At 44.4% G+C, this 14160-nt stretch carries 12 protein-coding genes; all 12 read right to left on the minus strand.

Annotated elements, in window-relative coordinates:
• Window positions 1-16: 16 nt before the first annotated feature.
• Window positions 17-637 (minus strand): alpha-ketoglutarate-dependent dioxygenase AlkB family protein, encoded by a 621-nt coding sequence (locus tag BMX56_RS19005; protein WP_090651258.1) that lies wholly within the window; start codon window positions 635-637, stop codon window positions 17-19.
• Between the two features lie 235 nt (window positions 638-872).
• Window positions 873-2180, minus strand: a complete 1308-nt coding sequence (locus BMX56_RS19010; RefSeq protein ID WP_090651259.1) for an ammonium transporter — start codon at window positions 2178-2180, stop codon at window positions 873-875.
• A 102-nt stretch (window positions 2181-2282) separates the two neighbouring features.
• The gene (locus BMX56_RS19015; RefSeq protein WP_090651260.1) at window positions 2283-3782 is read right to left on the minus strand and encodes an NADH-quinone oxidoreductase subunit N; all 1500 of its coding nucleotides are present in this window, start codon (window positions 3780-3782) and stop codon (window positions 2283-2285) included.
• Between the two features lie 5 nt (window positions 3783-3787).
• Window positions 3788-5803 carry a DUF4139 domain-containing protein gene (locus BMX56_RS19020; protein WP_143065477.1) on the minus strand — a complete coding sequence of 672 codons (2016 nt, stop codon included), beginning with the start codon at window positions 5801-5803 and terminating at the stop codon, window positions 3788-3790.
• Between the two features lie 6 nt (window positions 5804-5809).
• Window positions 5810-7414 carry a complex I subunit 4 family protein gene (locus BMX56_RS19025; protein WP_090651262.1) on the minus strand — a complete coding sequence of 535 codons (1605 nt, stop codon included), beginning with the start codon at window positions 7412-7414 and terminating at the stop codon, window positions 5810-5812.
• A gap of 5 nt (window positions 7415-7419) precedes the next feature.
• The gene (locus BMX56_RS19030) at window positions 7420-9531 is read right to left on the minus strand and encodes an NADH-quinone oxidoreductase subunit 5 family protein (protein ID WP_255369871.1); all 2112 of its coding nucleotides are present in this window, start codon (window positions 9529-9531) and stop codon (window positions 7420-7422) included.
• Between the two features lie 229 nt (window positions 9532-9760).
• A complete protein-coding gene (gene nuoK, locus BMX56_RS19035; protein WP_090651263.1) occupies window positions 9761-10066 on the minus strand; it encodes an NADH-quinone oxidoreductase subunit NuoK in 306 nt (101 codons plus the stop codon).
• A complete protein-coding gene (locus BMX56_RS19040) occupies window positions 10063-10611 on the minus strand; it encodes an NADH-quinone oxidoreductase subunit J family protein (RefSeq protein ID WP_090651264.1) in 549 nt (182 codons plus the stop codon). Before BMX56_RS19040 ends, nuoK begins: the two co-directional genes overlap by 4 nt.
• Entirely contained in the window at window positions 10608-11198 is a 591-nt protein-coding gene (locus BMX56_RS19045) for a 4Fe-4S binding protein (RefSeq protein WP_090651265.1), read from the minus strand. The genes BMX56_RS19040 and BMX56_RS19045 overlap by 4 nt, the downstream gene beginning before the upstream one ends.
• 153 nt (window positions 11199-11351) lie before the next feature.
• Window positions 11352-12422 (minus strand): complex I subunit 1/NuoH family protein, encoded by a 1071-nt coding sequence (locus BMX56_RS19050; protein WP_090651266.1) that lies wholly within the window; start codon window positions 12420-12422, stop codon window positions 11352-11354.
• A gap of 259 nt (window positions 12423-12681) precedes the next feature.
• The gene (gene murI, locus BMX56_RS19055) at window positions 12682-13527 is read right to left on the minus strand and encodes a glutamate racemase (RefSeq protein WP_090651267.1); all 846 of its coding nucleotides are present in this window, start codon (window positions 13525-13527) and stop codon (window positions 12682-12684) included.
• Window positions 13528-13592: 65 nt separating this feature from the next.
• Window positions 13593-14105, minus strand: coding sequence for an OmpH/Skp family outer membrane protein (locus tag BMX56_RS19060; protein WP_090651268.1), 513 nt, complete (start codon window positions 14103-14105; stop codon window positions 13593-13595).
• Window positions 14106-14160 lie beyond the last annotated feature (55 nt).

Consider the following 14160-nt stretch of genomic DNA (forward strand, 5'->3'; position numbering starts at 1 on the left):
TCTGTAATCTGCACATCTAATACTTAATATCCCTGAAAGTTATATTGATCCTGGGCCCCGGCTGTTTGGCGGTTTTGGGTACCTGGTGCAGCCAGTTATGCTGCGTAGCGCCCTGCATTATAAGCAAGCTGCCATTATTAAGGGCGATAGAAACTTTAGCGCTCTTTTGTTGCTTGTGTTTAAATTGGAAAGTGCGGGTAGCACCAAACGATGCCGAGGCTATAACAGGATTGCCGCTCAATTCTTCTTCATCGTCGCTGTGCCAGCCCATACTGTCGCCGCCATGGCGGTAGTAGTTAAGCAGGGCCGAGTTAAATTGTTTACCGCATTGTTGCTCAGCAGCCTCCTTTATCTGCCTTAACAATGGCGTAAATGGAATGGGTGTATTTACTACGCCGGAGTAGGTGTATTCCTGGTCGCCATCGGCATACCAGGAAGTAAGCCGCGGGAAGTTGACCATTTTACCATAGATCTTCATCTTGTCCTGCTTCCAAAGGATGCTGTGTTTTAGCTGTTCAAAGATATCGAGACTACCCTCCTCTTCATAAAAATTGGGATACAGATAAACCTCACCATCAAAAGGTAGCATATTTTGATGAGCCGTTGTAAACATTCCTAATTGATTATCTGAAAACATATTTTTAAAATTGAGTCAAGAGCTAAGAATCAAGAGTTAAGACAAAAACACGTATTAACACCACCTTATAGACAAGTGTATTGTCAATACGTTTAATAACATAATATTTTTATGACTACGCGGCAATCATCGCCCCCTGTGTCTTGACTCTTGACTCCCTCGCCGCCACTAAATAAAAAAAATCCGGCTTCTCAGCCGGACTTTCGGGTTTATAGATTTGGTTTGAAATTCAAGATTAAAGTTTTTCGCCGTGCTGGCTGATATCCAGCCCCACAATTTCATCCTCGGCAGATACCCGGAGAGGCGAGATCATATCTGTTATTTTAAGTAATAACAACGATCCGAAAAACGCGAAGACAGATACGCCTACCAGTGCTAAAAGCTGCACCAAAAACAAGTGCGTTTCGCCAAAGAAAAGGCCGTTGCCGGTAGTATTTGCAGCATTTACGTGCTGATTGGCAAAAACACCGGTTAGCAGCATACCCACCATACCACCTACCCCATGGCAAGGGAATACATCAAGTGTATCATCAATGGTAGTGCGTGTACGCCACTCCACAACCAGGTTACTGATTACGGCCGATATAATACCGATAGCCAGCGAATGGGGAACAGTTACATAACCTGCAGCCGGTGTAATGGCCACAAGGCCTACTACCGCTCCTATACAGGTACCCATAGCAGATGGCTTGCGGCCAAGCAGCATATCAAAAAATATCCAGGTAATACCACCCGCAGCCGAAGCTGTTGTGCTGGTTGCTAAAGCGGTTACTGCCAAAGCATTGGCACCAAAGGCCGAACCGGCATTAAAACCAAACCAGCCAAACCATAAAAGCCCGGTGCCTATCATTACATAAGTAATACGGGCAGGCGAATGATTGGCCTCATTGCGGCGTTTTAAATATAATGCAGAAGCCAGGGCGGCCCATCCGGCCGACATGTGGACTACCGTACCGCCAGCAAAGTCAAGCACGCCCAGTTTGGCCAGTATTCCATCGGGATGCCAGGTGCAATGCGCCAGCGGCGAGAATATTAAGATGGAGAACAATACCAAAAAAATAATGTACGAGTTAAAACGGATCCGCTCGGCAAATGCACCGGTAATCAGCGCCGGGGTAATAATGGCGAATTTTAACTGGTACATGGCAAACAATAACAAAGGTATGGTTGGTGCAGCCTTCCAGGTGGCGTTACCCAGCATCCCCTTCATCATAAAATAGGTAGCAGGGTTGCCTATAATACCATGAAAACTTTCGCCAAAGGCCAGGCTAAAACCAAAAATGCCCCAAAGTACCGTGATGATAACCATACAAACAATGCTTTGCAGCATGGTAGAGATCACGTTTTTTTTGTTGACCATCCCCCCGTAAAAGAAAGCCAGGCCGGGCGTCATGATCAAAACAAGGGCGGTCGACATCAGCATCCAGGCAATATCCCCGGTATTAAAATTGGGATTGCCGGAGTTTTTGAACTCGACTGATGGAAACAAAAAAGTAAGCGTAAGAATTATAAGTATAATTAGAAAAGGAATATACCGCTTCATTTAATTTTAAACTTGTTAAAAAACAGCCTAAATTAATACTTTTCTATCGATAAAAAGAAGATTATGTTAACTTTATATTAAATAGGTAATAAAAAATTACTTTTACAGGTATTTTAAAACAAAATCCGGGAAAACTCCCAGCAAAACCAACACAAAACTTATAATTACAACTAAAATGAGCAGATTATAAGATTTTTTATATTCAATATCCTGATTTTCTGACCTTTTAAGGAATAAATTAAGTGGAATTTTAATGTAGTAAAACAAGCTTACTACTGTTGTTAAAGCCCCGGTAGCCATCATCAGCATCAGCCAGATGCTATGATTTTGCTGATATAGCCCGTACACTGCCGAAAACACAAACACCTTACCTGTAAAACCGGCACTCACCGGCAAACCTGTAAGCGATATTAATATAATAGTGAAACAAACACCGGCAACAGGGTACTTTAAACCAAGGCCTTTATAGTCGTCCAGGTTTTCGGCGCCCATTACATTGGTAAAATAAGTTGCCAGCACCAATGCGCCAATATTGGCCAATCCATAAACCAACAGGTAATAAGTTAAAGCCGATATTCCTTGCTGGTTAAGCACCACCACTGCCATCAGCGCGAAACCGGTATGGCCAATGCTGGAGTAAGCCAGCATCCGTTTAATATTGCTTTGCAATACCGCGGCAAAGTTCCCCGCTATCATGCTGATAATACCCGCCGCTGACAGCACAATAACCAGATCGAACCCAGTATTGGTACCCAATAGCATAAAAGGAGGTAAAAGGTTGACCAATAAAGCAAACGCGGCAATTTTGGGTAAAGTTGACAGGTATGCTGTAACCGGCGTTGCCGCGCCCTGGTACACATCGGGCACCCAAAAATGAACGGGAACAAATGACAGCTTAAACCCGAGGCCCACCAACACCAGCACAATAGCAAAGGCCGAGCTGAGGTGATTAACCTTTAAAAGTTCCATAACGGTATTGTGCTGCAAAATATCCAGCGAGCCACTGAACGCATACAACAACGACATACCATAAAGCATAATGGCCGATGATGCTGCCCCAAACAATACATACTTTAAGCCCGCCTCGGTACTAAAGGCGTTCTCGCTCCGGTAAGCTACCATCAGATACGATGCGATAGAAACCATCTCGATAGCCAGGTAAATAGACAGCAGGTTTACCGCCATTACCATTAAATGCAGGCCGAATATGGAAGCGATGGTGATGGTATATAAATCTGATAAGCCTTTTTGGTGGCGTTTCAGTTTCTCGTCCCACGTAAAATACAACAGCAGGATAAAGGCAAGCAAATCGATGATTACTTTAAACCACAGTCCGCTCCGGCTAAGGAGCATCATTTGGCTAAACAACAGGTGTGGCCCGTCCAATATCAACCCAAATTGCTTTAAATCGGCAAATACAATCAGCAGCAAACCTATTACAGCTACCATGCGGCAATAAATGGCAGATGCTTTACCAAACAGCAAATCGGTTATCATCACAAACACAAACAGCAAACCCAGGTATGCTTCGGGCATAAAATAGTGCAGGCTGGCAATTACCTGGGTTAGCTGTTCGGATATGTTGATGAGCAGTTGATGCATTTATATTATTGAACTATTACTGATTGATCCTTGGGATATTTAACCTGGTACTTTAACAGCACCTTTTTATCATCCTGCGAATTTAACACGAAATTCCATGAAAGTTTGCCCGTATGGGCATCCAATTTTGCACCCGATATTTCCTGCACATCTACCTGTATATCGGTATTTTGCGAAACGGGCACCTGGTCTTCTACCAATAAACTAACCGGCTGGCTTTTGCGGTTTTTAGCTTCAATGAGCCAGTTGCGGGTCTCTTTTTTGTTAGATCCAAATACCTGCCTGCCTGCCAATTCTTTTTGCAGGGTACGGGTAACCACTATATTTTTATCGTTCCCTAAGGATAAATTCAACGTATCGGTAGTGGCCTGTGTATTAATCAGCGACTTGCCGATAAACGTTCCCTCAAAAAACAAACTGGCTTCACCGGATAGGAAATTGTATTTGTTCCAGTTGGCAAGCTGGGCGGTTAAAAACACATCTGTGCTTATTTTGGGCGCTACGTAATACTGGTAGCTGGCTTCCAGGTCAAACTGGCCAATCTCTACCATATACTGCTTGCCGTCGGTTGGTACGGTGTAGGGGTTGGCAATGGCAAACTCTACGTTGGTTTGGTTTTCGATTTTTTGAACTTCTATCGGTGTAGTGGAGTAGCCTAAACTTGAAATTCCCCTGATCTTTATTTTATCACTTGATCCGGGTATAACACTCGCTCCGGAAACCCGACCTTCAAGAGCGTCTGATGTACTGCTGTAACCCACCACAACAACCTCATTTAAAGCCCGAGCTGATGGCTTGAGCGCTACACTTATTACTGCAGCATTAGCCTGCCGCTCCATCGTTTCATAACCAATGTAGCTATAAGTTATGGTTGGGTTACCTCCGGGTACCTGGATATCGTAATTACCATCCTTATCGCTTACAGTGCCTATGGAAGAACCTTTTATCCTGATAGATACGCCAGACAAGGGCTGCCCGTCCTCCTGTGCAACAACTTTGCCCGTAACTTTGGTGATGCTGCCGGCAGCTCCTGAATAATACATGCCAAAATTTAAATAATCCGGGGTAAGCTCGGGCTTACTGCCGCTTACGGTTGGGTTGCCTGTTGACAGGGTGATTTTTATGTTCTTCCATTCCTCGCCGCTTTGCTGCGATACATTAGCTTTGTAGGTAATGCTGATGGGGCTGTTTACATTTTTGGCCCTGATATCATAAACCGGGTACCAGCTGGCGGTATGCACCACATAGTTGATGGTAAATGCAGACTGCAGATCGGTTTTAGACGATACCGTAACCAACACATTACTGGTAGTGCTGCGGCGGCCTTTAACAATATCTACAATTTGCTTATCATATTTTTGAAGCTCGAGGTTTAGCAGTGCAACCTGGTCGGCCACGGCTTGTTGTTTTTGTTTGATCTCGGTTAGGCGGGCTGTTTGAAAATCAAGCGCCTGTTTGAGTTTTATAATGTCGAGCCCATTTTTTTCTCCGCTGCCAACCTGGTTTTTTGATAGCATATCGGCCTCTTCCTGGTAAATAGGGAGCAGGCTGTTTTGTAGGGATATTTTATCCCTGATAAGTTTTTGCTGGGCCTGCAGGTCGGTAATTTGTTTTTGCTTTAGTTCTTCGTTTAAAAAATCAAGTTCGTGCTTAACCGATAGGATAGTAAAATTGCCCCCGGCGCTCACCTGCAGGCTTTGCACATCCATATCTGCCGATAGGTTATTGAATACCAGGGTAGATGTGCCCGCGCTAATATTTACCTGCGCGGTACGGCTTACCTGCGCACCGCTTAAAAACACGGTAACTTTTTGAACTTTCGAGGCAATTTTTTGCCCTTCGTCGGCTTTGGAGGCAATAGCTATAAATAAAAAAATAGCGGTTGATAGTTTTTTGAACATAACGTCTTCGGTTAAATGGATACTTGCTTTTAGTTTTCCCCCATCAGCCTCAAAGGGCGTTGGGTAAACTAAAGATGCAGCGGTATGCATTTTTCCATAAAAGAATTTATGCTGGTACACTATCAATTATTTGGTGTGTAAAAATTGTATAAAAGCTAATACCGAATCGTTGATCTTATCAAAAACCAATGATGGCATTATACCCAATGCCAGGGCGATGATGGCCAGTGGCGCAAGGGTAAGTTTCTCGCGCATGTTTAAATCTGTCAGCGCTATTTTCCAAACGGCACCACCTTTTAATGATTCTTTACCGAAGAACATGCGCTGCAGTGTCCATAAAAAGTAGGCCGCGCCAAACAGTATGCCCAGCGTTCCAAAAACGGCCATCCAATAGGGTAACAAACCATTTTCTGTATGCGATTTAAATACACCGGCTAATGTAAACGCCTCGGCCACAAATGCCGAAAAGCCCGGCAAGCCCAACGAGGCAAAAAAGGCGATCATGACAAAGGCCGTATATTTTGGCATCAGGGTAGCCAGGCCACGGAAATGGTAAATATCCCTGTCGTGCACCCGATTGTAGATAACCCCTACCAGGAAAAACAGCATGGTTGATAAAAAGCCGTGGCTCACCATCTGCATTACTGCTCCGCTTACGCCCTCGGCAGTCTGCGATGCAATGCCCAGCAGTACAAAACCCATATGCGATACTGAGGAATAAGCGATCATCCGTTTCAGATCGCGTTGTGCAAGCGCGTTGAAGGCGCCGTATAAAATGGAGATAACTCCTAACAGGCCCAACCAAAAGGCATGCGCGGTAGCTACTTCGGGGAAGATGCCTATACAGATGCGGATAATACCGTAGCCGCCAATTTTTAACAGGATACCGGCAAGGATAATAGATACCGGTGTAGGTGCCTCTACGTGCGCGTCGGGTAGCCATGTATGCAAGGGCACTACAGGCACTTTAATAGCAAAGGCGATAAATAATACCACAAAACCCACGGTACGCGCAGGCATGCCTAATATGGTTTGGTGGCCTGCCAGGGAAAACACCGACCCGGCATTGAAGTTGGCCGGGTTCATCATCTGCACCATGTTAAAAGTATGATTACCGGTGGCCGGATCGGTAACCGAGAGGTACAAACCCACCATCACCAATAACATAAATACCGAACCAAAAAGGGTGTACAAAAAGAACTTGATGGAAGCATACTCGCGCCTTGCACCACCCCACATCCCGATCAGGAAGTACAGCGGCAACAGCATCAACTCATAAAACATATAAAACAGGAAGAAATCCAGCGCGCAAAACACGCCGATAACGGCCATATCCAGCAATAAAAACAACAGGAAAAAACCTTTAAGGTTGCTCTTGATTTCCCAGCAGGCCAGGGTGGCTATTACCAATACCAGCGACGTCATCACCAGTAAGGTGATGGAAATGCCATCTATCCCTACGAAATAATCAATCTGCATTTTGCCCAGGCTTCCCAGGTTAAGGCTTATCCATGGCAGTTTTTGCACAAACTGAAATTGCTCTTCGTGGTTAATGCCTCCGTAGTTTGCCCCGGTTTTAAAATTGATATACATCCAGATGCTGATGCCCAGTTGCATCAAAGTAGCGCCAAGGGTAATATATTTAAAGCTGTTGCGCATGCTTGACGGCAGCAGCATAATAATAATGCCGAACAGTACAGGTATAAATATGAGTAGCGTTAATATATTCATCAGGTTTATATCAGTATTTTTAAAATAAACATCAGCAGCACAATGGCCAGCATACTAAACAAATAATATTGCACTTTACCCCCCTGGAATTTACGTGCAAAATTGCCAATACTTTGGACAATGGCCGCCATCAGGTGCAAAAATCCATCGACGATATATTTATCAGCCCAGGCGGCAAAACCGGCAACGCATCTGCTCATAGTGGCAAGCAGATGGATAAATCCATCAATAATATTTTTATCAAACCAGTACATGAGCTTGCCCAGCCCTAATACGGGTTTTACAAATAGGCGCTTGTATATTTTATCGAAGTACCATTGGTTGTAGGATAAACTGTATAAAAACCCGGTTTGCGGGAATGAAAAACTGCTTTGTTTTACATAGATGGCATAAGCAGCGTAAATGACCAGTAGGCTGAAAATATTTACCAACGCCGGGATGATAAGGTGATAAATGCTTTCGATTTTGCTGATCGGCGAAATATTGGTTCCTTGAAATAACCAGCTTTGTTGGTAAGAAAACGGGGTAAACGAAAACAACGGAAAGAAGCAGCAAAGCGCCAATAATACCAAAGGCAGTTTGTATTGCCAGCCACCATCTGCCATATGAAACTTTAAGTTCGGGTAGATTTTGTTCAGCCTGAATTCGCCAAAGAAAACTTTGAAGATCAGCCGGGCCACATAGAAAGCCGTAAGCCAGCTGGTTAATAACGCCATGACAGGGATTATCTTAAACCAGGCAGCTTTACCATCGCTCCATTCAAAAGCCTGGATCAGGATACCATCTTTAGATAGATAGCCCGATGTAAGCGGCAAACCTATCAACGCCAAACCACCAATAAGGGCGACGACGAAAGTTAGCGTCAATTTTTTACGCAGGCCACCCATTAACGAAATATCCTGCGGATCAATATCGAGGTTGTTATCATCCTTAACATGCTGCATTTCATGGATCACGATACCGGCCACCAGGAAAAGTAAACACTTAAAAAACGCATGCGTAGCCAAATGAAACAGCGACGATGAGTAAGCACCTACCCCCATACCCAAAACCATAAAACCTAATTGCGATATGGTAGAATATGCAAGCACCCGTTTTAAATCATTTTGCGTAAGCGCGATAGTGGCCGCCATAAAAGCAGTAAAACAGCCAATGCAGGCGAGTATGGTAAGCTCTGTTTGGGTAAATATTGGGTAAACCCTGCCTAACAGGAACACCCCGGCGGCCACCATAGTAGCAGCGTGTATTAACGCAGATACCGATGTTGGCCCTTCCATAGCGTCGGGCAGCCAGGTATGTAACGGGAACTGTGCCGATTTAGCAGCAACTGCTAAAACGATACCTGCGACGGCGATGTATTGCCAGATGGCGGGTAGTGAGCCAGAAGCCCCACCGGATAGCCATATTGACCCGTAAGACGTTGGCAGCAAATCGGGCTGTATAGCCCATTGCCCATCCCTTATGGCAGAAATACTGAGCATCCCCTCATGCCCAAATAACGCATTGATATCAAAAGTGCCATACATGACAAACAGGATAATTATTGCGCTTAGCAAGCCAATATCACCTATCCTATTCATGATAAAGGCTTTTTTATTGGCCTGTACCGCTTTATCTTTTGTAAACCAAAAACCGATTAAAAGGTACGATGAAAAGCCCACCAGTTCCCAGAAAGCGTAAAACAGCACCAGGTTATCCACCACTACCAAAGCCAGCATGCTGAAACAGAAGAAGCTGAGGTAGGTAAAGTAGCGGCTATACCTGTCATCATGATTCATATACGCCGTAGAGTAAATATGCACCGGCAATGCAATAACCGACACCAGCAACAGCATCAATGCCGATAGGTTATTGAGCAGAAGGCCCGCATAAACTTTGGTATCGCCAATAGTAAACCAAACCTGTTTTACGTGAATCTGCGGATTATTCCATACCCCGGCAAATACTTTGGCTGCCAAAACACAACTTAACAAAATAGCCACGGCAGATGCCCAACCCGCAACCTTACTTTTTACCGGCAGGCAAAAGTTTACCAAAGCAGCAAGCAGCGGCGATGCTACAGCTGCAAGGGTGCAGGCGATGAGGGTGGTGTCGGTATGGGATATTTCGTTGTTCAAACTGTCGTTGCCTTAGGCGTATATTTTAATAGTTTTTTAAGCGTCATTGCGAGGTACGAAGCAATCCCCAACTTGCAGTTCCGCCTGCAAAGTGGCGACTTGTCCTAAAGAGATTGCTTCGTACCTCGCAATGACGATCTCTTTATTGTTTATGTTAAAATCCAGACTTACGAAGTTTTAAAAACTTCGTAAGTCTCTACGTTGACAGCCGCTAAATACTTTCTCATCATCAATCCCTCAAATTATTAATCTTACCCGGATCAATAGTTTTATACTTCCTATACACGTTCAAAATAATAGCCAGCGCTACGGCGGTTGTGGCGGCTGCCAAGACAATGGCAAACAGCGCGAAAATTTGCCCGCTGTTGTTGGCTGCGTCGTGTTTGCCAAAAACAACAAGGTTTAATATGGCGGCATTTAATATCAGTTCGATGCCGATCAATATCTGGATAGCGTTGCGTTTGGATACGATCATGTACAGGCCAACGCAAAACAGCATTACACTCACAATCAAAAAGTCGGTTAAGGTAATCATGCCTCGGCCTCCTTACGTGAAAGGTGGGCCGCGCCAACTAACGCCATCAGCAATAAAACAGATATGGCCTCAAAGGGCAGCAGGTAGCGCGTCATTAAGTTAACGCCTATGTTATCAATCATCACCGCGTTTGGGGTAATGGTATTATTATTGGCGATAGAATCCTTTACCCAGCCCAGGTTATCTACATCAGCCTTTAAGGCTACGTTAATCATCACGATAAAAAACAAGGCAGCAAGTAGTATTGCGGGCAATTTGCCTATGCTGAAGAATTTACCTTTTTGTTGCTGCAAAACATCCAACGTTTCTTTACCGGATAGCATAAAAGCAAATAATATAAGTACCAATATTCCGCCTACATAGATCACCACCTGCGTAACAGCCACAAAATCGGCCAGGGCCAAAACGTACAGGCCGGCCAGGGCAAACAGGGTGACAAAAAATACAAATATGCTGCGCACCAAATTAGTGGTTGATGCCGCGTACAGCGCCGAAGCCACGGCGATAAAACTCATGAAATAAAACAGCACACGGACTAAGCTCATGCCCCGCCCTCCTTTTTTTGCATGGCGGCCAGTTTGGCGGCTTGCTTTTCGGCCTGTTGCTTATCAAACAAGGCACGTTTTTCGGCAGCAACTTCGGGTGGCATATCCGAGAATTCGTAAACCAGGTCACTCAGTTCAAAAACGGTTTTATCATATTGGTTGGTCATTACAATGCACTCGGTTGGGCACACGATGGTGCACAGGCCGCAGTACATGCATTTGGCCATATCAATATCAAACTTAGCTGCGTAAAGCCGTTTGGTGGTGCCATCAGATGTTTGGCCAATGGCTTCCGTAGCTTTTATGGCTTCAATATCAATACAATCTACGGGGCATACTTTGGCGCATAAATCGCACACAATGCAATCGTCCATCTCCACATCCAGCTGGTACCGGCCAATTTCGGGCACCGGCAATTGCTGCTTGGGGTACTGGATGGTGTTGGTGCCTTTTTCCAACTGTTTAAAGTAGTTACTGTCACTTACTGTTGTAATCCTCCGCGCAGAATTATTGGCAAACAAGTGCTTCACGGTAAGGCTTAAACCTTTCCATGCCGTTGTAAAACCGTTGATTAACTTAGTTAACAAATTCTAATACTGTTGAAATTCTAAACTCTAAATTCTAAAAAAAATCGTCTGAACCGGGATTTATCAGATTAAGGGATTTACCCGATTTTGACTTTTCGATGTCCGAAATTGCTTTGTTCCTTTTACCTTTCGCCTTTAACCTTTCACCCCAAATTACATCAGCCACACTCTCCATACACCCGATATCAGCACACATAAAAATGCCAGCGGGGTGAGTACTTTCCAGCAAAGGTTCATCAGTTGATCTACCCGGAAACGGGGCAGTGTCCACCTGATCCACATTTGGATGGCTACCAACCCTAACGTTTTTAGGCTTACCCATAAAATGCCCCACCACATACCGGTTGTCCATGTTGCCAAATGCACCGGGCCCATATTTGGCAACGGTGTATTCCAGGCGCCTAAAAAAAGGATCACCCCTATCATGCTCACCAAAAACATCATCGAATACTCGGCCAAAAAAACCAGCGCGAACCGGATGCCTGTAAACTCGGTATGAAAACCCGCCACCAGCTCTGATTCCGCTTCGGGAATATCAAAGGGCGCGCGGTTACTTTCGGCCAATGAGGCTATAAAGTAAATTACAAAAGCGATGATGAGATGCGGAGCACGGAATATATTCCAGCTCAAGAAGCCGCCTGTCGCGGTTACATCCCAAAAGCCGGCAAATTTTATTTTCTCTGGCGATAACACACCTTGCTGCATGGCCACAGCCTGCAGATCCAATGTTTGAGCGATCATCACTACGGATATAATGGCAAATCCGGCAGGAATTTCGTAAGATATGATTTGCGCGGCGGAGCGCATGGCGCCTAATATTGAATACTTGTTATTTGATCCCCATCCGGCCATCAGGATACCCAATGTTTCGATAGAGATAATGGCGAAGATATAGTAGATGCCTAAATTAATCTTTGATGGAATAAGCCCAGGCCCCCAGGGCAGGGCGGCAAAGCCCATGTATACCGCTATAAATATTACAGCGGGCGCCAGCATAAACAGCCATTTATCTGCGGCTGCCGGTATGATGAGTTCTTTTTGGATCATCTTTACAATATCGGCCAGGGTTTGCAGCGAACCGAATTTTCCCGTTTCGGTAGGGCCAAGCCTGTCTTGTATAAATGCCGAGATCTTCCGCTCAGCATAAACACCAAACAACGCAAAAAAGGCCGAAAAACTGAACAACCCTATAGCAACAATAAAATATGTGATATAATAATTCAAGCGCTTTTTTGATGAAGCTGCAAACTTACTAAATGTTGAGTTATTTTAGACGACAAGTTTGGTATATTAAATTGGTTAGTGGTTGATTGGGTTGATTCGCCCATATGTCATTGCGAGGCAGGAAGCAATCTCTTTAGGACAATTATCAAACTTTGCATATCGCGTTTAGCATTCGGGGATTGCTTCGTACCTCGCAATGACGATCGTATTTTACGATTTTGGCTCACCAACCACTCACCTAATCAACCCAATCAACCGCTCACTTACACGTAACCAAATCATTGGCCGAAATAAAAGTCGACTTTACCGGCTGCGAGAAAAACAGCGAGGCGTGATGATCAAAATCGGCGGTATCATCTGTAGTAGTAAAAAACTGGTTGGTGCCGTTTTTACTGAGCCTGGCCTCCATTTCGGGGTGGCGTTGCAGGTAATCGACCAGGCTTCTGGCTACAATATCGCCCTGGGCTATCACTTTAACATGGGCAGGCAACAGGGCCTCAATTTTATCCTGAATAATGGGATAGTGCGTACAGGCTAATAAAATGGTATCAATTGCCGGCGACTGTGCCATCACTTCATCAAGATATAGCTTTACAAAATAATCGGCACCAGGCTGATCATACTCGCCATTCTCTATCAGCGGTACCCAGAGCGGGCAGGCCTGCTGGTAAACTTTTACATCCGGAAAAAAATTTTGGATCTCGATAAGGTATGAGCCCGACTGTACCGTTCCTTTGGTGCCCAGCACTCCTATTTCCTTACTTTTGGTGTAATTACCAATAATTTCGGCAGTAGGCCTTATAACGCCTAATACGCGTTTTGTAGGGTCGGCGTTTTTTAAATCCTGCTGCTGAATTGTACGCAGCGCTTTAGCTGATGCTGTATTGCAGGCCAGCACTACCAGCGGGCAACCCTGTGCAAACATCCATTGCACACACTCCCAGGTATACTCATGAATGGTTTTAAAAGAGCGGTTGCCATAAGGCGCGCGCGCGTTATCGCCCAGGTAAAGATAATCGTAACCCGGCAGCTGGCCGATGATTGATTTAAAAACCGTAAGGCCCCCAAAGCCCGAATCAAAAATACCTATAGGTTGATTGTGCATATACAAACATAAAAAAAGCGCCCCGTAGTACGGAGCGCTTTTTTATAAATGACTAAAGGTTGATATTATTTTAAACCTAATTTTAATTTTACAGCTGCCATCAAATCGTCAGCATCTGGCGATACCAACAGGCTAACTTGTGATGAATCCAATACATAAGCGTAACCTTTTTCTTTGGCAACAGCTTGTACTGCGGCAGTAGCTTTGTCAAAAAGCGGTTTGCCCAATTCATTCTTTTTAGCTTCAACTTTTTGCTGAGCGTCTGTTTGATAATCAGACATACGTTTTTGCATATCCTGTAACTCTGCACCTTTTTGGCTACGTATAGCATCGGTCATAGTGGCCTGGTTTTTTTGAAAATCAGTGCCTTTTGTAGTGTACTCATTGTTCATGTTGGTAAGTACATCAATAAAGGTTTTCTGGTAAGCCTGGATTTGGGCCGAAACGGTTTTGGTTTCGGGCATAGCATCAATAACCGCATTAAAATTAATATGGCCAATTTTGGTCTGCGCATTGGCAAAGTTGCCGGCAAATATCATTCCTACTGCAACTAAAGCAACTTTAAATAGTTTTTTCATTTTTTTCTTGTCCTGTTTTAATAATAGTTTTGTTCTGTTTATTTTACTTTTAAAT

The organism is Mucilaginibacter sp. OK283 (assembly GCF_900110415.1).
Lineage (GTDB): Bacteria > Bacteroidota > Bacteroidia > Sphingobacteriales > Sphingobacteriaceae > Mucilaginibacter.

Coding starts and splice junctions, on each gene's coding strand:
- BMX56_RS19005 (WP_090651258.1), bottom strand. CDS start 637: ATGTTTTCAGATAATCAATTAGGAATGTTTACAACGGCTCATCAAAAT.
- BMX56_RS19010 (WP_090651259.1), bottom strand. CDS start 2,180: ATGAAGCGGTATATTCCTTTTCTAATTATACTTATAATTCTTACGCTT.
- BMX56_RS19015 (WP_090651260.1), bottom strand. CDS start 3,782: ATGCATCAACTGCTCATCAACATATCCGAACAGCTAACCCAGGTAATT.
- BMX56_RS19025 (WP_090651262.1), bottom strand. CDS start 7,414: ATGAATATATTAACGCTACTCATATTTATACCTGTACTGTTCGGCATT.
- nuoK (WP_090651263.1), bottom strand. CDS start 10,066: ATGATTACCTTAACCGACTTTTTGATTGTGAGTGTAATGCTGTTTTGC.
- BMX56_RS19040 (WP_090651264.1), bottom strand. CDS start 10,611: ATGAGCTTAGTCCGTGTGCTGTTTTATTTCATGAGTTTTATCGCCGTG.
- murI (WP_090651267.1), bottom strand. CDS start 13,527: ATGCACAATCAACCTATAGGTATTTTTGATTCGGGCTTTGGGGGCCTT.
- BMX56_RS19060 (WP_090651268.1), bottom strand. CDS start 14,105: ATGAAAAAACTATTTAAAGTTGCTTTAGTTGCAGTAGGAATGATATTT.